Annotated in this window: 15 protein-coding genes and 1 tRNA gene; 3 read left to right on the top strand and 13 right to left on the bottom strand. The window is 49.3% G+C overall.

Annotated features, from left to right (window positions below; translation table 11 throughout):
* Positions 1-56: 56 nt before the first annotated feature.
* From APAR_RS00630 to rpmE, 8 genes are all read right to left on the bottom strand, one after another.
* Complete coding sequence (locus tag APAR_RS00630; protein WP_012808216.1) at positions 57-653, bottom strand: RrF2 family transcriptional regulator; 597 nt, start codon at positions 651-653, stop codon at positions 57-59.
* Positions 654-728: 75 nt separating this feature from the next.
* Entirely contained in the window at positions 729-1442 is a 714-nt protein-coding gene (locus tag APAR_RS00625; RefSeq protein WP_012808215.1) for an HAD family hydrolase, read from the bottom strand.
* 245 nt (positions 1443-1687) lie between these two features.
* Positions 1688-1764, bottom strand: a tRNA-Asp gene (locus APAR_RS00620).
* Between the two features lie 268 nt (positions 1765-2032).
* The gene (locus tag APAR_RS00615) at positions 2033-2704 is read right to left on the bottom strand and encodes a hypothetical protein (RefSeq protein ID WP_012808214.1); all 672 of its coding nucleotides are present in this window, start codon (positions 2702-2704) and stop codon (positions 2033-2035) included.
* Between the two features lie 2 nt (positions 2705-2706).
* Positions 2707-3318 (bottom strand): recombination mediator RecR, encoded by a 612-nt coding sequence (recR, locus tag APAR_RS00610; RefSeq protein WP_012808213.1) that lies wholly within the window; start codon positions 3316-3318, stop codon positions 2707-2709.
* A gap of 3 nt (positions 3319-3321) precedes the next feature.
* Positions 3322-3660, bottom strand: coding sequence for a YbaB/EbfC family nucleoid-associated protein (locus APAR_RS00605; RefSeq protein ID WP_012808212.1), 339 nt, complete (start codon positions 3658-3660; stop codon positions 3322-3324).
* Between the two features lie 95 nt (positions 3661-3755).
* Positions 3756-6023, bottom strand: coding sequence for a DNA polymerase III subunit gamma/tau (gene dnaX / locus APAR_RS00600; protein WP_012808211.1), 2268 nt, complete (start codon positions 6021-6023; stop codon positions 3756-3758).
* A gap of 136 nt (positions 6024-6159) precedes the next feature.
* Complete coding sequence (rpmE, locus tag APAR_RS00595) at positions 6160-6579, bottom strand: 50S ribosomal protein L31 (RefSeq protein ID WP_012808210.1); 420 nt, start codon at positions 6577-6579, stop codon at positions 6160-6162.
* 241 nt (positions 6580-6820) lie between these two features.
* On the opposite strand from rpmE, the gene APAR_RS00590 reads away from it, so the two are divergent.
* The gene (locus APAR_RS00590) at positions 6821-7603 is read left to right on the top strand and encodes a type III pantothenate kinase (RefSeq protein WP_012808209.1); all 783 of its coding nucleotides are present in this window, start codon (positions 6821-6823) and stop codon (positions 7601-7603) included.
* 35 nt (positions 7604-7638) lie between these two features.
* On the opposite strand, the gene APAR_RS00585 is transcribed toward APAR_RS00590, so the two are convergent.
* Together APAR_RS00585 and folP are read right to left on the bottom strand one after the other, a co-directional pair.
* Positions 7639-8349 carry a hypothetical protein gene (locus APAR_RS00585; protein WP_012808208.1) on the bottom strand — a complete coding sequence of 237 codons (711 nt, stop codon included), beginning with the start codon at positions 8347-8349 and terminating at the stop codon, positions 7639-7641.
* Positions 8340-9812 carry a dihydropteroate synthase gene (gene folP / locus APAR_RS00580; protein WP_012808207.1) on the bottom strand — a complete coding sequence of 491 codons (1473 nt, stop codon included), beginning with the start codon at positions 9810-9812 and terminating at the stop codon, positions 8340-8342. Before folP ends, APAR_RS00585 begins: the two co-directional genes overlap by 10 nt.
* 203 nt (positions 9813-10015) lie before the next feature.
* On the opposite strand from folP, the gene APAR_RS00575 reads away from it, so the two are divergent.
* Both APAR_RS00575 and APAR_RS00570 read left to right on the top strand, forming a co-directional pair.
* Positions 10016-10795, top strand: coding sequence for an exodeoxyribonuclease III (locus APAR_RS00575; protein WP_012808206.1), 780 nt, complete (start codon positions 10016-10018; stop codon positions 10793-10795).
* A gap of 101 nt (positions 10796-10896) precedes the next feature.
* On the top strand, positions 10897-11709 hold the full coding sequence (locus APAR_RS00570; RefSeq protein WP_012808205.1) for a PHP domain-containing protein: 813 nt from the start codon (positions 10897-10899) through the stop codon (positions 11707-11709).
* Between the two features lie 586 nt (positions 11710-12295).
* Here APAR_RS00570 and APAR_RS00565 read toward each other — a convergent pair.
* From APAR_RS00565 to tilS, 3 genes are all read right to left on the bottom strand, one after another.
* The gene (locus tag APAR_RS00565; RefSeq protein WP_012808204.1) at positions 12296-13480 is read right to left on the bottom strand and encodes a pyridoxal phosphate-dependent aminotransferase; all 1185 of its coding nucleotides are present in this window, start codon (positions 13478-13480) and stop codon (positions 12296-12298) included.
* 287 nt (positions 13481-13767) lie between these two features.
* Entirely contained in the window at positions 13768-14316 is a 549-nt protein-coding gene (gene hpt, locus APAR_RS00560) for a hypoxanthine phosphoribosyltransferase (RefSeq protein ID WP_012808203.1), read from the bottom strand.
* A complete protein-coding gene (tilS, locus tag APAR_RS00555; RefSeq protein ID WP_245526054.1) occupies positions 14316-15959 on the bottom strand; it encodes a tRNA lysidine(34) synthetase TilS in 1644 nt (547 codons plus the stop codon). The genes hpt and tilS overlap by 1 nt, the downstream gene beginning before the upstream one ends.
* Positions 15960-16000 lie beyond the last annotated feature (41 nt).

The following is a 16000-nucleotide window of genomic DNA, read 5'->3' as shown; positions in this document are numbered from 1 at the left end:
TTCAACTACAAAATGTTATTTTCTTAAACAATTTTCTAAAGCACCGCTACAAGCTTTTACCATGCTCTATTAAACTCATAAGGCTTTTTCTCTGCAGAAACAACTTCGCCGTCAAGCAGATTATCAAACGTACCAGCGGTTATCTCAGCCTCAATAGCATCGGCAGCGTTTTGAATAATTTGCTCGTTACGCTGAGCATTCTCGTTCTTCACCAGCTGGAATTCACCCACCATCTCTGGCATAAGACCCTCTACAACAACTTGATGCAGCGTCACAGACGCAAAGAAATTACGCAAGGTTTTCTCAGCACTGCACCAAAGGGGGCCAAAGTAACAAGAATTGTGGCGAGGACATGGCTCATTATTAGGACCTGCCCACTCGCAGTTAGAAATAAAAACAGGTCCCTGAACTGCCTCAACAATGTCAAGAACGCTCACCTGAGTAGGATCTATGGCAAGCATCATACCACCGCGAGCACCACGCGTACTTACAATTACACCAGCGATAACCAGGTCATGCTGAATTGAGCGAGCAAAGGAGTACGGAATATCGTTTTCTTCCGCGGCATCACGAACAGAAAGAAGCTTCTTAGGGTTTCTCACCAGCGAAGAAAGCATACGAATTGCATAGTCAGTTTTGCGTGAAATTTCCATTGGTTCTCCAAGTACCCCTCTTATGTCCGTCCGCTCGAGGGACTGTTTTAATCACTTATCTGACGTGTGACCAGGTTAATCGTTCTCCCAGTTCAAAATTGTCCAACCGCGCTTATTCGCAAGCCTGGTAAGTGTTGGACCAGGGCAAACAGCACATGGTGTTTGTGCTGCTGACAAAAGTGTTGCATCCGAGTAATGGTCGCCATACGCGTATGCAAGCTCCCAATTACCCTTGCCATAATGCTGGTTGCACCACTCGGTTGCCGAGACCAACTTCTGAGCGCCTTCAATCACAGGACCGTCAACCTTACTGGTATAGTGTCCATCTGCTCCCACCTGCATCTTTGTGGCGAGAAACGCGTCCACTCCCAGCTTCTTTGCGGCCAACTCCGCAATAGGCTCAAATGTTGCTGAAACCAACAATACGCAGCAACCTTCTGCCTGCCGACGACGCACCTCTTCCAGTGCCTGAGGGCGATACATACCCTCAATCACCTCACGATGAAAATCGTGCATGACAGCATTTGCAAACTCAATGCTGTACTGCGTAAGTGCGCCAACAACCAGCTCGCGTGCCTCCTCCTGCCTCTGAGGAAGGTGCAATTTATAGCGCGCTCCCCACCACATGAGCTTTAACGTACGAGAAACTGAAGACAGATGGCGACGAAGCAAATACGCAGAGAACAAGAATCCCGACTGTCCAGAAATGACGGTTCCGTCAAAATCAAAAACAGCAATTTTCTTGATTGAATCTGAAGTGGATTCTGTGATTGAAGATTCTGCGGGCATGGAATTCACACCATCGCGTTGCGATAGCGTGTCCAAAGTATTTTGATCCCGCACAATCCACCTCACTTTACCTCTGCTTTTAAATGTTTCTTCAGCAGAAGCACTTAGATACATTCTGATGTAAAGATATCACACAATGTGTTATTTTCTGGCTTGCTTTCAATAAATTGAAGATGTAATTTAAACATTTTATGCTGGACTATTTTTTAATGAAAAAGCCCTCCGAAAAGGGCTTGAACATGCAATGGCGGGATATGCGGGGCTCGAACCCGCGACCTCCGACGTGACAGGCCGGCGCTCTAACCAGCTGAGCTAATACCCCGGACGCCTTGTTGCGAATTGAAATAATACAGGGAACTTTTATTCTTGTCTAGCGTTATTTTCAACGAATTTAAAAATTTTGTCGTAAAAAACAACTCAATAAGAATACCTACAGGTCAACAACGTGAACGCTCACTAGAAATCTACAACTTTCTTGCAACAATTCTGCCGAGAAATTCATTGCAACACAAATCGTACTTCCGTCAAATTTCTCTCAAGCTCCTGTAAGGTTTCTGCCAGACTCCTATCAAGCTCCTACTGGTGCCCTCCTATTGAAGAGCAACGCTGGTGATATTTCCGGTGGAATCAGTTACCTTAAGCGTGGTTCCATCTAAGGTAGCTGCGGTGATAGTTCCGTTACCTCCAACTGTCTTACCGTCCTTATCGGCAATAAGTGTTGGAAGCGAGCCATCTACCAGAGCACAAGCTACAACATCCCAGCCAGAATCGCGATTCTCTGGCACCAAAATAGTACCGTTAAAAAGAATCAAACTTGTAGGAGTTCCTTCAACTTCAAACAAAACGCTCTTAGTTCCCGAATCGCTAGTACGAACAACAGCAGTTTTGCCGTCGCTCTGCTTCTCCAGGGAATATTTAATACCTTGGAAGGTAACCGATCCATCAACTGTCTGCTCATCCTGCTGCTTTTCGTCAGCATAAGCGGATTGAGTTTGTTTTGGCTGCTGATTTGTAGATTCATCTTTAGTACTGGTGGCACAGCGAACAATAAAGAACAAAGCGGTAAGCGCAACAATAGCTGCGACTACCAGAATGATGACCGATTTTCTATTTGGAGGCTCAGGTGTGTTGTCCGCCTGTCGTGGACTCTGAGGAATTTGTGCTCCCTGACCTGCGCGAAGCGTTGAAATATTCTTCATATCAACCGATGAAGCCTCAGGGGTATTCTCGCCAGATGAACTTGTTCTCATGTGGTTTGCCATGCTTAAACCTCCCGACGCGCCTCAATTGCGCGTCCCAATGTTACCTCGTCCGCATACTCAAGATCTCCGCCTACGGGAAGCCCACTTGCTAATCGGGTAACCCTCACGCCAAGCGGATTAATAGTTCTGGAGAGGTACGTTGCAGTTGTTTCTCCCTCAACATCCGGATTGGTTGCCAAGACAACCTCGGTTACGGTGCCATCAGCCAAACGAGACAGCAGTTCGCGCACGTGAAGCTGCTCGGGACCAATCTTATCCATAGGAGAAATAACGCCTCCCAGAACGTGGTAGAGACCGTGGAACGCACCAGTACGCTCAATTGCTGAGACATCCTTTGGCTCGGAGACCACACATATTTTGCTGCGGTCCCTAGAAGAATCCAGGCAGATATCGCATTCGTTGCGCGTTGCATAGTTAAAGCAGATAGGACAAAAATGTACTTGCTGCTTAAGCTCCAAGATGACCTGAGCTAAACGGCGAGCTTCCTCGGAATCAACCTCTAAAAGATGATACGCAATACGCTGGGCTGACTTTGGACCAATGCCTGGTAGGCGACCTAACTCATCAAGTAAGCGCTGCAGCGCACGACCATCATTTGTGGTATCAAACGCCATAAATTAGAACAATCCTGGGATATTTAGTCCGCCAGTTACTGCACTCATCTGAGCAGACGCCTGAGACTCTGCGGACTCAAGAGCGTCGTTTACAGCTGCCAGAATCATGTCCTGGAGCATCTCAATATCCTCAGGGTCAATTGCCTCAGGATCAATGGTAATGTTGGTTAAACGCAGGTCACCGGATGCAGTTACCTTAACAGCTCCGCCACCAGCACTTGCTGTAGCCTGCATAAGAGAAGCCTTCTGCTGAGCCTCCAGCAGCTGCTCCTGCATTTTACGAGCCTGAGCCATCATCTGATTGCGGTTCATGCCGCCCATGTTAAATCCACCACGTGCCATATGTTCTCCTATCGTCATATCTATTTTAGACAAATTGCGCTCTTTGCGCTGGCACATAAGATGCCAAGCACCAAAGCAGCATATCGTGAAAAATACTACTTACTTGCGGGGTCTGCAGGAATTTCTGTGTCTGGCTTCTTCTCTACCGACAGAGAAACTGCTGGTCCAAATACTCTCTCAAGCATATCTGCCACACTGTTAAGCTCAGGTGGAAGTGCCGAGCGAGTAGCAACGTCCTCTGGCGAAGCTGGTATAGGATCGGACTTAGGAGTCGAAGTTTGCTCGGTTTCAGGCACAGACGCAGCTGTGGGTTGTGGAGTTGGAACGGTGTCTTTGACGGAGTCGTCCAAAACCACAGCTACATCATCATCGCTATAAGGCACCTGATTGTAGTTAGAAGCCTCAACAGGAGCACCACCAGGCACAGGTTCATCCCAAGGCATTGAATACGAAGTCTCAGGTGCTGGAGCTGCAGGTATAGATACGACAGGAGCTGATGCTTGAGCTGACGCAGGTGCTTGAGCTGGAGCGGCTGCAGAAGCGGGCTGCGCAACCGACTCGAAAGCTGATGATGCAACTAGAGCCACAGGAGCGACTGGTGTAGGCGCTGGGGCCGCCTGAGCTGCACGTTTTTCTCGCGAGATTGCTGTTGCAGCAAGACTCGACTCAACATATTTGATTCGGCGTGGACCTATGACCTGAGCAACACACTCTTTTACAAAATCGGAAACTGCTGGCGTGCTGAGCATTCTCATAGCAAACGAGGAGCCTTTAGGCAGTGTGATTACCAGCTCAGAGCCGTCGTCGGACTCAAGCGTTGAGCTGACCAATAGTGCGGCATGAGCAGCATTCTTAGAGGTACAAACCTTACTGACTTCTTTCCATTGTCTGGCGAGAAGTGCGTCTGATTGATCAACTTCTTTTGGCACAGGCGCAGGTTGTGATGACGTTGCTGCTGCAACTGGTGCTGGCGCTGAAACTGGTACAGTCGCTGCAGTTGGTTTAGGCTCAGGTTGAGAAGGCAATTCTGGTGCAGATTGCTGCGTCGGAGCTGGTGCAGGTGCAGCAACTGGTGTGGGCACTGGTGTTGACGTGTGCGCAACAACTGGTGCGGCCGCCGGAGCTGAAGTCGGCTGTGGAGCCGCTGGGGCGGCTGGAGTCGACGCGTGTACGGGAGCTGCGGAATTCTGGACAACTGGAGCTGAAACAACACCATTTGCCAGCTGCTGCTCAAGGACCGCCACCCTATCTGCCAGCGCTTCTAATGAGAGTTCCGTATTAGGGCGCGCCAACTTAGTGAACGTAACCTCCAAAACCAGTCGCTGGTTCACGGCGGTGCGCATCTGATTTGCAGCGTCACCCAGAACGGTTAAAACCCTAGAGAGTCGGTCAACCGAACCAAATGCCTGAGCTTCTTTTGTAAGCTGCTCGGTTGATGCAGAAGAATTTGCTAATGCCGGAGAATCAACACCCACAGCGGTAGCAACGTAGAGGTCTCTCACATGAGCAGCAAGCTCGCGCGTAAACTGCAGCAAATCTTTGCCACCTTCAAACAGTGTATTTACCGTGGTAAAGAGAGAAGAAATGTCTCGCTGAGCCAGCGCCAACGCGGCACTATTGATAAGAGACCCGGAAGACTGACCCAATACGTCACGAACCGTCTGCTCGGAAATGACGCCGCCGCCGTAAACGGAAAGCTGCTCAAGAGAAGAAAGTGCGTCACGCATGCCGCCGCGCGCGTAACGGACAATAAGATCAATCGCTGCATCTTCGTAGGTAAAACCCTCGTTTTTACAGACACTGATAAGATGCTCTGCCATCTCGTCAGCAGCAATGGAGCGGAAGTCAAAACGCTGCACACGGGAAAGAATAGTTGCAAGAATTTTCTGAGGATCCGTGGTACACATGATAAAGGTCACGTGTGAAGGAGGCTCCTCCAACGTCTTAAGCAAAGCATTAAATGCGGCCGAGGTAAGCATGTGCACCTCGTCGATAATGTAAACCTTGCCCTTGCCACACACCGGGGCGTAGCTAGCGCGAGAAATAATCTCTTCTCGCACGTTATCAACGCCAGTGTTAGAAGCAGCATCAATCTCAAAGACATCTGGGTGTTGACCAGCTGCAATCAGCTGACAATCCTCACAAGTACCATCGGGCAAGTGACCAGGCGCCTCATGGCAAAGAATCGCCTTTGCCAGCAAGCGAGCCATGGTGGTCTTACCCGTGCCGCGAGGTCCGCAAAACAGGTATGCGTGGCTGAGCTTTTGCTCCAAGACCGCTCGCTTAAGGGTGCCGACCACATGCTTCTGGCCAACTACCTGCTCAAACGTTTGCGGACGATACTTTGTATACAGTGATTCCATTCGTCCTCCGACGGCAGATTTTTCACTTTTAAGTATACCCTCTGAGTTGGATGGGTTTCTCGCCAAACAAAAACGGGGCAGCCGAAGCCACCCCGATTCTGCACTTTGTGCTGGTCTTTGCGCGAGCAAATACCTGCTACTCTGCAGCCTCTTCGGTTGCAGGTGCCTCGGCCTCGGCTTCAGCCTCAGCTTCTGGCTCTGGCTCTGCGACTGGTGCGTTCTTTGCAAACTCAGCAGCACGCTTTGCCTTCTCGGCAGCCTTTGCCTCGGCAGCGGCCTTACGAGCAGCCTCCTGCTCAGCAGCCTTAGCAGCCTTTGCCTCCTTGGCAGCCTTAGCGGCCTCGAGAGTAGCATTTGCTGCGCCACCAAACTTGTCAGCAAAGCGCTGAACACGTCCACCAGTGTCGACAAGCTTCTGCTGACCCGTATAGAATGGGTGGCACTTGTCGCAGAGGTCAAGACGCATCTCTGGAACAGTTGCGCGTGTGGTCCAGGTGTTTCCGCAGGTGCAGCGAACGGTGCACTCTACGTACTCTGGATGAATACCTTGCTTCATGCAGGACTCCTTACATCGGCTCTGGTTTCCGACCAGAGCAGGGGCGTCTTTTGGGCAGACGCCCAATCAAGACAATAAGCTGAAAAAGTATAGCAGAACAACACATCTGTTACTAGAAGCAGTTGTCGAGAAATTCACATTTTGTGCAGATATTTCTTGTATGCGACAACTTTTGAGAAGCCCTCAATAAGCTAAAATTCAATACGACATAAAAGCTCATCTATAGCCCCTCGGAGACATAATGTTTTTATCGATTGATGTAGGTAACACGCAAACTGCCATTGGTTTATTTGACAATGAGGGCACTATGGTGCGTGGTTGGAGAATGCCCACCGATCAAAGCGATACCTCTGATATTCTGCACGGACGCCTTTTTACGTTCTTCCAGAAAGATGGTTTGAATCTTGATGACATCGAAGCTGGTGGACTTTCCTGCGTAGTTCCTATTATCACACGTGCTTGGAAGCGTTGTTTTGAATTACTGCTTAACAAGCCTCTGACCTCTATTAATGCACTCTCTACGGATAAAATCCGCTTCAACATCCCCCACCCCGAGCTTGTGGGCGCTGACCGCATAGCAAATTCTGTTGCTGCAACTGAGCGCTATGGCTATCCAGTCATAGTGGTTGATTTTGGTACCGCTACCAACTTAGATGTTGTTGATAAAGACGGTGTATTCCGCGGAGGTGCCATTTCACCAGGCATTATGATTTCTGCAAACGCCCTGTTTGCACGCGCTGCCAAGCTCTCCAGTATTCCTATCAAGGCTCCTGAGACCGTCTTGGGGAATACTACAGAAAGCGCTGTTCAGGCAGGTATTGTGGTAGGAGCTGCTGCTCAAGCAGAGGGTTTAGTTACTAGAACGCTCAAAGAGCCTGGCATTGAGGGCGCAACCGTTATTGCAACAGGCGGCCTGGCAAACACCGTCAGCGAAGCAACAGACATTTTTGACGTAGTTGATCCACAGCTCACCATGCGTGGTATTTATCTGATCTGGAAGCAGTCTGTCGAAGTCACTAAATAGTTGGCGCCAATCTGCAACATCTTCAAGAACAGCCGCTAAACCGCTGGTACCACGGAAGCTTCGTCCTCACTTACAAGAATCTCTTTACCATTTTCATCAACAAGAATGGCATGACCCCACACGTCAATGCCGCCAAATCGAGCGGTTAGCGCAACGTTACCGCTGGGATATACCTTGTTGACCTGCTGTCCAAGCAAAGGAACCACATCAAAGTAGTCGCTCAGAATCAGCGCGATTGGTCCTGCAAAGCTTTGCGTATGCTTAACCTGCTGTTCCCATGTACCCACGCTCTGAACAATCAGTTCAGATACCTTTTTGGCGAGAAGTTCTTTATTGTCTGCAACATCAAACACTGAGTTCAGTGCCTCAGCGTTTGCGGCAACACTCACCACGGTAAACATGCCCTCCTGATAGCCAGCAGTAGCCTTAATCGAGGCAACTACCTGATCTTTATAGCAGATATCGTAAGGCCAGTAGATACCAAAGTTATCATCTGCTGCACGCAAAAACTGACAAACTCCCAGCGCCACGACGTATGGAACTGCAGGCACATACGGCATCGAAACTCCAAGACGCACAACAGTTGCAACCTCAAGGGGTTTCTCGCCAGTCGATGGGGATGCAAGCTCAAGGCATACTTTTTGACCCTGAACAGAATCTTCCTGCACGTCAGAGGCACGGAACACAAACTCACCCGTTTGCGCACCACCACGTGCTAGCTCCAGAGCTTCCTGTGCTACTCCCACGTAATGGCTCCCAAGTCCTCGGTTACGTGACCGACGCGCTGATCAGGAGGGACAATATCTACGTCACCATGTGAGAAGAAGCGTACAGGATCATGCATCAGATCCTCCATAGGAACAAGTACGTAATCACGTTCGCCCATGCGTGGATGAGGCAGAGTGAGGTGTTTACCTGCGTGTTGTTCGCCCTCAACCCACAGAAGATCGCAGTCGATAGTACGAGGACCGTGGCCCTCTTCGCCCTTCTTGCGTGTGCGGTTCAAAGCGTTCTCTACCTCAAGCAGCTTATCCATAAGCACAAGCGGATGGAGCTCAGTTCTAATCTCGGCAACAGCATTTACCACAGGCGTGGCAATACCATACGCAGGCTCGGTCTCATACGCGTGGCTGACCGAAACAACGCAGGTCAGTGGAATTTCATCGATGAGCTGTGTAGCTCGAGCCAGATAGCCTACGCGGTCACCCACGTTAGAGCCAAGCGCTACAAATCCCTGACGAGGGTCGTGCTCAGTCATAGCCCAATAGGCATTGATGGCTTGAGCGGTTCCTGCAACGTCGTGAACACGCAGGATACGGGCACCGTTGGTAATTGCAGCAATGCAAATTGCGTGCGTAGCTGCATCACGCTGCGTAGTCTCAGTTACACCAGAAACAGCGCCAACAAAGCGCTTTCTAGACACCGCACAGAGCAGCGGATATCCCATAGAAACCATAGAACGAGTAGCGCGCTGAATAACAACATCTTCGTCGGCAAACTTGTCAAAACCTGGACCTGGGTCAATGCAGATGCGGTCCTTGGATACACCAGCACGCATCAAACCGCGAGCCTGATCACCCAAAAATCCCATAATCTGACGCATGATAGGTGCCTCTTCAGGCAAGGTAAAACGACGTTGCGAACTTAATGTGCGTGTTTCAGTACCTGTAGCTGCAGCTCGAGCAGCTGCACTGCCAGTAGGGCGAGAAGGACGCATATCGTCCAACTGAACCTGCTTGCGCTCAACACGAGCACCAAGGCCTTCTTTGTTCCAGTGCATCACAATGCAGCCACAATCAGATTCCGCAGCTACAGCAACCATCTCTGGATCAGTGAAGCCCGTGACGTCGTTGATGATTGATACTCCAAGACGGACGCACATCTTAGCCACCTCAGCATGGCGCGTGTCAATGGAAACAATTGCGCCAGCAGCTACCAACGCACGCACCACAGGTACTACGCGTTCAGCCTCTTCTGTAGGTAGAACAGGCGTGTGACCTGGACGAGTAGACTCTCCACCAACATCAATAATGTCAGCGCCCTCATCTAGCATCTGCAATCCGCGAGCAATTGCTGCCTCTGGATCAAAGTTCTTTCCGCCATCAGAAAATGAATCTGGAGTGACATTGAGAACGCCCATGATTCTAGGACGAGCCAACGAGATAGTGTGAGCTCCACATTGCCAGGTGTTGTAGCTTTGACGAAGCATAAATCCTCCTTGCCAGCTATGAATGTTTCTATTGTAGCGGTATTGACGGCCATTGCTCGTATACCATGGATTTATTGAAAGTTTATTGCCGCAAACGTACCGCTCGGCGCCGTAACTGGATAGTGGTATGCATCTCATCTGTGGCAACCGTGATACGTAACCGCTGCGCCCAAACTACCAGGTCACAGCATGAAAGAGGAGCTATGAGTCAAACTCAAGAATACAAGTTGATTTCTTGGAACGTTAACGGCTTGCGCGCCGTACTTAAAAAGGAACCTTCGTTCACAGAAATTTTTGAAACCATAAATGCTGATGTATTTGCCCTTCAAGAAACTAAGTTACAGGAAGGACAGGTTGAACTGGACCTCCCTGGTTATGTTCAAACCTGGAATTACGCAGATAGAAAAGGCTATTCAGGCACAGCGGTTTTCTCGCGAGAAACCCCTCTGCAGGTAATTCGTCAGATTGGATGTCCTGTTGCTGACGATGAGGGTCGCGTCTGTGCGCTGGAGTTTGAGAAGTTCTGGTTTGTGTGCGTGTACACGCCAAACTCAAAAGACCAGCTTGCACGCTTGGACGAGCGTCTTGAATGGGATCAGCACTACCGTGATTTCTTGGCTGAACTGTCTAAGCAAAAACCAGTAATTACTTGTGGTGATTTCAATGTTGCTCACAACGAGATTGACTTGAAAAACCCATCGTCTAACAGGCAAAATGCGGGCTTCTCGGACGAGGAGCGCGAGAGCTTTACCAAGCTTTTGGACGCGGGCTTTACCGACACGTTTAGGTATCGTCACCCTGATATAACCGGCGCTTACAGCTGGTGGAGTTACCGCTTCAACGCACGCAAGAACAATGCTGGTTGGCGCATCGACTACTTCTTAGTCTCCGATCGCATCGCTGAGCAGGTCAAGAGCGCATCCATTTTGAGTGAGATCTACGGTAGCGACCACTGCCCTATTGAGCTAAGCATTGAGCTGTAGTCCACGCAGGTGGCGAGAAGATCGGTCTTCTCGCCAGGGTTGCCTCTAAGCAGCGGCCGTGATTAACTAGAATTGTCGTTTGAGATTCAAAGGAGCACGTCATGCGCATTACTTGCGATGTTCATACTCACAGCCTGTACTCGAGGCATGCCTATTCAACCGTTGAGGAGAACGTCCGCGTGGCCGCTGAGCGTGGCTTTGAGCTGCTTGGAGTCACTGATCACTTTTCGTCCATGTTGTACGACCAGCAGACCATCAAGAATTTCCAGTTCTTTATGAACACTGCAATTTGGCCAGAAACATGGCACGGTGTAAGACTTCTTCATGGTACTGAGGCTGATATTGTTGACCTTGAGGGCAATCTGTTTGCCTACGACATTACGTTTGATCAGGGTATTAATGGTGACAAACTTCGCCAACCTCATATTCTTGGCGAGCACATCCTGGCAACCTGTGATTACGTTGTTGCAAGTATTCACAGCAAGCAATGGGCAGCTGGTGCCTCACAGAAACAAATTACTCAGATGTATGTAAATGCGCTGGATAATCCACATGTTTTGATTCTTGGTCACCTTGGCCGTAGTGGTTTAGATTTTGATATTCCAGCGCTTGTTCGTGAATGTCGTGATCGCGGTAAGCTTATCGAGATGAACGAAGCCACACATGACGAGGGCCAACGTGAGGTTGCTATTAAGCGTTGTCGCGTGATTGCAGAGACTTGCGCGGAGCTGGGATGCAAGATTTCCTTTGGCTCAGATGCTCACATTGCAACTCGTATTGCTGATGCACACTCTGTCATTAAGCAGCTAGAAGAAATTGACTTCCCTGAGGAACTTATGGCTTGTCGCGATGCTCAGACGTTTTTGGACACCATTGCTAATGCAAAGATTCCAGCCTCTAAGCAGGGATATTAAGCCAGAACAGCTGAAGCTTCAACAACATTGCATAAAGAAACAAAGCCGCGCTTTCACGCGGCTTTGAACTGCCTCCCATTTCTTGGACACGAGAAATAGGAGTCAGTTCAAAACACACCTAAGTCGGATATTCTGCCAAAAAGACGTATACATGACGCAGAAATTACCACAAACATGCAAATTATCGTCATTAGATGTGTAAAATGCCCGCATCTGAGCAAAATATCCGACTTAGGTGTGTTCCGTAGATACAGAATTTATTGATAGTTAAATTTCTTATATAAGTCTATTCATGTTTAAGCATATTAGATGAAGTTTATGCATAGAGATGCATATCAGGCAGTGTGATCGCCTGGCTGCCTGGCTATCTTGATTAGTAACATGTTGATTCTTCAGCAGAACATAAGAAAGCTGCGCTATATTGTGCGCCAGGCCTAAAAGCCAACACTAACATGCTACAGAATCATAATCACCCGCATATGAACTACCTCCCATTTCTTATGTCCAAGAAATGGGAGGTAGTTCACTTTGTCATTTGCGGTCGGTTGGTCTTCTCGCCCGTTAATCTTCTTGCCTGTTGTAGCGCTTATTTCATTGCAGCAAGTGCCTTTTCCCAGGCAGCAAGTGAATCAACGCAAGTCTGATATGCAACACAGTAGCTCACACGCAGCCATCCTGGGCAACCGAATGAATCAGATGGAACAGGGAGCAGTTCAAACTGCTTAGCAACATTACAGAATGCCTGAGCATCTCCACCAGGAGCACGAACCCACAGATAGAATGCGCCATCAGGCTGGATGTACTCGTAATCAAGCTTGGTCAAACCATCAGTCAGAACTTCTCGATTCTTTGCATAAGCCTCAACATCTGCTGGCTCATCAACACAGTCAATAATAACGCGCTGGAAAAGGGCTGGCGCGCACACAAAGCCCAGCAAACGAGCAGCGCCCGCACAAGCTGCGTAAATCTCCTTCTGCTCTGGATTAGACGCAGGTACCAACACCCAACCAATACGCTCGCCAGGAAGCGAGAGGGACTTTGAATAGGAGTAGCACACAATGGTGCGTTCGTAGACATCTGGAACCCAAGGAACCTCAATATCACCAAAGACAATCTCGCGGTAAGGCTCATCTGAAATAACGTAGATGTCAGTACCCAACTCAGAAGAGCGTTTGCGGAGCATATCAGCAAATGCATCCAGGTTTTCCCTAGTGTACACAGCGCCAACAGGATTATTTGGAGAGTTGATAATCACCGCACGAGTCTTAGGCGTAATAGCTGAACAAACAGCATCAATATCAATTTGGAAGGTTTTCTTATCAGCTAAAACCTCAACACAAGTAGCTTGAGCATGGTCAATCCATACGCGATATTCCGGGAAGTATGGTGCAATGACAATAACCTCTTCACCTGGGGAAACAATAGAATTGATTGCCATAGAAACAGAAGCCGCGGCTCCACAAGTCAAAATAAGGTCATCCGCCTGAGCTGCGTAGTTTCCAAAACGACGTCGTAACGACGCAGCAATTGCCTCCCTAGCCTGAGGAATGCCAACTGCAGGAGTGTAACTGTGAACCTGCTGTGGAGGCAGCTGCATAGCAGCCTCGATAGAGGTACGAACAGCCTCGGGAGCAGGGACTGAAGGGTTACCAATCGAGAAATCAAACACATTCTGAGCGCCAATCTCAGCACGGCGCTGCGCTGCGTAACCCGCAATCTCACGGATTGCAGACTTTTCTGTTCCGTATGCAAGACTTGTCTGATTGACCATGGTTTCTCGATTCTCTTGAAGCCTACAATACCTACTCTCAACTAAACGTCAGCGTAAAAGCCGTAAATGTTGCTTTGGCGATGTGTAGCCTCATACGACCCTTGATATATAGCATATTGGGCGAGAAAACCAATTTTCTCGCCCAAGCTTTACTAGTTTTAACAAATTTGTATCTATTGAACAGTTTCTGCTGCAGATTTTACGGTTCTAACCGCAATTTTTACAGGTTCAGCCACGGGTTTACGAATTTGACTGACAATTGTGCAATTACTCAACCGGCCTTCAAACTATTCGTATACGGAAGGCTTCAAAACGCCCACAAATGGGAGGTTGCGGTAGCGCTCAGCGTAGTCCAAGCCGTAGCCAACAACAAACTTGTCAGGCACGTGAGTTCCTACGTAACAAGGGTCAATAGCAGGACGTTTTCCCTCAATGTCCTTAACCAGGAATGCAGCAATCTCAATGGAAGCAGGGTTACGAGACTTGAGCATGCGCACCAAGTAGGAAAGGGTCAACCCCGAATCCAAAACATCCTCAACAATAATGACGTGACGACCTTCAATTTTTGTATCAAGATCCTTCACAATGCGCACAACACCGGAACTCTTAACACCGTCGCCATAGCTAGAAACAGCCATAAAATCAATGGAAAGCGGGCACTTAATGGCACGCATGATGTCAGCCATAAATACAACGGCTCCGCGAAGGACGGCAATGACCAGAGGGTTCTTGTCCGCGTAGTCACGTGTAATCTCTGCACCCACCCTCTTGACAATATCCTTGATATCTTGTTCTTCGAGCAAAATCTCCTGAATGTCAGGGTGAAGCTCCGCCATTACTGGCTCCTCTCAAATGGCTTATGTCCAGAATAGATGTTCAATTCTAGCAGGTGTTTTGTATCTTGCGTACATTTTACTCGTTCATCGGGACGAATTCCCGCAACCCACACTACATATCCACGAATATTTGTGCGCACAATAGGCATCATACTCCTAGACTCAACGGGCACACCCGCCTCGCCCAGCAGATCAGAAATCTTTTTTGACTGCCCATGCATACCCAAAGGCTGCATGGTATCGCCTGCCTCAAGCCCCGAAACCCACAGACTGCCGCCGTGAATTGGATCTACTCCACAGGCTTGTACGTCGAGAAGAACCGACTCACCCAACCATTCTTGACTATGCGTGGTTGCATAAGACACGACGTCAAAGCCGTGCTCCACGGGGAGAATGCGTGCCGAAAGCACTCGACCGTCTGCAAGCTCCAGCGTTCCCGGAACTGCAAGGTGCTCGCCAAACGTTGCTGTAACGTGTACTGTACCTGCAGCTTTATTGCTTGTCTCAGCATCATCAACGCTCACCACGCTTCTTGCGGCGCCCGTGAACGAAAACGTTACGGTGCCCAAACGAACGCGCGCCTCAAGGTTTTGCGGCAAATTAGCTACGCCAGCTCCCGCAGCAACCGCCTCAAGCACGGCATCTACATGTCTGAACTCAAGCCATGCCTCAGGAATCAGTTGCCGAGCCACAATTCTCACTACGCGACGAGCAATCACCACGTCGGTAGAACTCAGCTTCAGCGCGTCAAGTACTAGCAAAGATTCGCCCTTGCGAAGCGTAATCTGTCTCAGCTTACGCGCAGCTTTTGCCTCAAGATAATCGTCTTCATCAGTCATCAAATCTGCAATTTTGCACACCGTCTGCACCAATAACGGGTTTCTCGCCTTAAGCAGAGGAAGTACATTATGACGCATATACACACGTAGATAGTGGGTGTCGGTGTTGGTGGCATCCTCGTGCCAGTCCAAATTACGAGCTTTCAGCCAGTCTTTGAGCTGTTCATGTGTATAGTTAAGCAGCGGACGATAAATCAACCCGCGATGCCTAGGAATTGACGTTAGACCGCTCATGCCTGACCCGCGCATCACGTTCATCATGAACGTCTCCGTGCGGTCGTCAGCTGTGTGTGCCGTCAAAATCTTTGCCTTCTGGCGAGAAACTCCCTGTTCGGCACAAAGTTTTTGAGCGAGCTCTCGCGCAGCGTCATACCGCACCCGACGACCAATTTCTTCCACGTTGCCATCACGTTCCCGCGCAAGCTTGGCCACGTCCGCGCGCAGCACGGTACAAGGAATGTCCAGTGAATCGCAAGTTTCTTGAACAAAGTGCTGGTCAGCATCTGCATCATCTTCACGAAGCAGATGATTTACATGCAGAACATGCAGACGCTCTTTTGCAACGTGCGCAAGACCCAAGCCATCACCAAGGTCAAGCGACTCCGTTGCTGCCATATGGAGCAACGCCATCGAATCAGCTCCGCCCGAGACCATAAGGATGACGGGTGCTTCTAACTGACCTCGCCGTAAGCCTTCTGTCTGGCCTCCGTGTAGACTTTCTGCCTGGCCATGCTTCAAGCCCTTTACCTGGCCTTTTGCAATGGAGGCATTTTTCTTATTGAAGTATGCATGTACGGATGGCACTTAGCACCAATTTCTGTCCGGTGTGTTTGTTACAGTTATAC

Origin of the sequence: Lancefieldella parvula DSM 20469, assembly GCF_000024225.1 — a bacterium.
GTDB lineage: Bacteria > Actinomycetota > Coriobacteriia > Coriobacteriales > Atopobiaceae > Lancefieldella > Lancefieldella parvula.
The sequence above is the reverse complement of the archived record's forward strand: the minus strand, read 5'-3'. Positions and strand labels throughout refer to the sequence as shown.

Coding starts and splice junctions, on each gene's coding strand:
- APAR_RS00605 (WP_012808212.1), bottom strand. CDS start 3,660: ATGGCACGTGGTGGATTTAACATGGGCGGCATGAACCGCAATCAGATG.
- recR (WP_012808213.1), bottom strand. CDS start 3,318: ATGGCGTTTGATACCACAAATGATGGTCGTGCGCTGCAGCGCTTACTT.
- APAR_RS00630 (WP_012808216.1), bottom strand. CDS start 653: ATGGAAATTTCACGCAAAACTGACTATGCAATTCGTATGCTTTCTTCG.
- APAR_RS00625 (WP_012808215.1), bottom strand. CDS start 1,442: ATGCCCGCAGAATCTTCAATCACAGAATCCACTTCAGATTCAATCAAG.
- APAR_RS00615 (WP_012808214.1), bottom strand. CDS start 2,704: ATGGCAAACCACATGAGAACAAGTTCATCTGGCGAGAATACCCCTGAG.
- hpt (WP_012808203.1), bottom strand. CDS start 14,316: ATGGCGGAGCTTCACCCTGACATTCAGGAGATTTTGCTCGAAGAACAA.
- APAR_RS00590 (WP_012808209.1), top strand. CDS start 6,821: ATGTTTTTATCGATTGATGTAGGTAACACGCAAACTGCCATTGGTTTA.
- folP (WP_012808207.1), bottom strand. CDS start 9,812: ATGCTTCGTCAAAGCTACAACACCTGGCAATGTGGAGCTCACACTATC.
- APAR_RS00570 (WP_012808205.1), top strand. CDS start 10,897: ATGCGCATTACTTGCGATGTTCATACTCACAGCCTGTACTCGAGGCAT.
- rpmE (WP_012808210.1), bottom strand. CDS start 6,579: ATGAAGCAAGGTATTCATCCAGAGTACGTAGAGTGCACCGTTCGCTGC.
- dnaX (WP_012808211.1), bottom strand. CDS start 6,023: ATGGAATCACTGTATACAAAGTATCGTCCGCAAACGTTTGAGCAGGTA.
- APAR_RS00575 (WP_012808206.1), top strand. CDS start 10,016: ATGAGTCAAACTCAAGAATACAAGTTGATTTCTTGGAACGTTAACGGC.
- APAR_RS00565 (WP_012808204.1), bottom strand. CDS start 13,480: ATGGTCAATCAGACAAGTCTTGCATACGGAACAGAAAAGTCTGCAATC.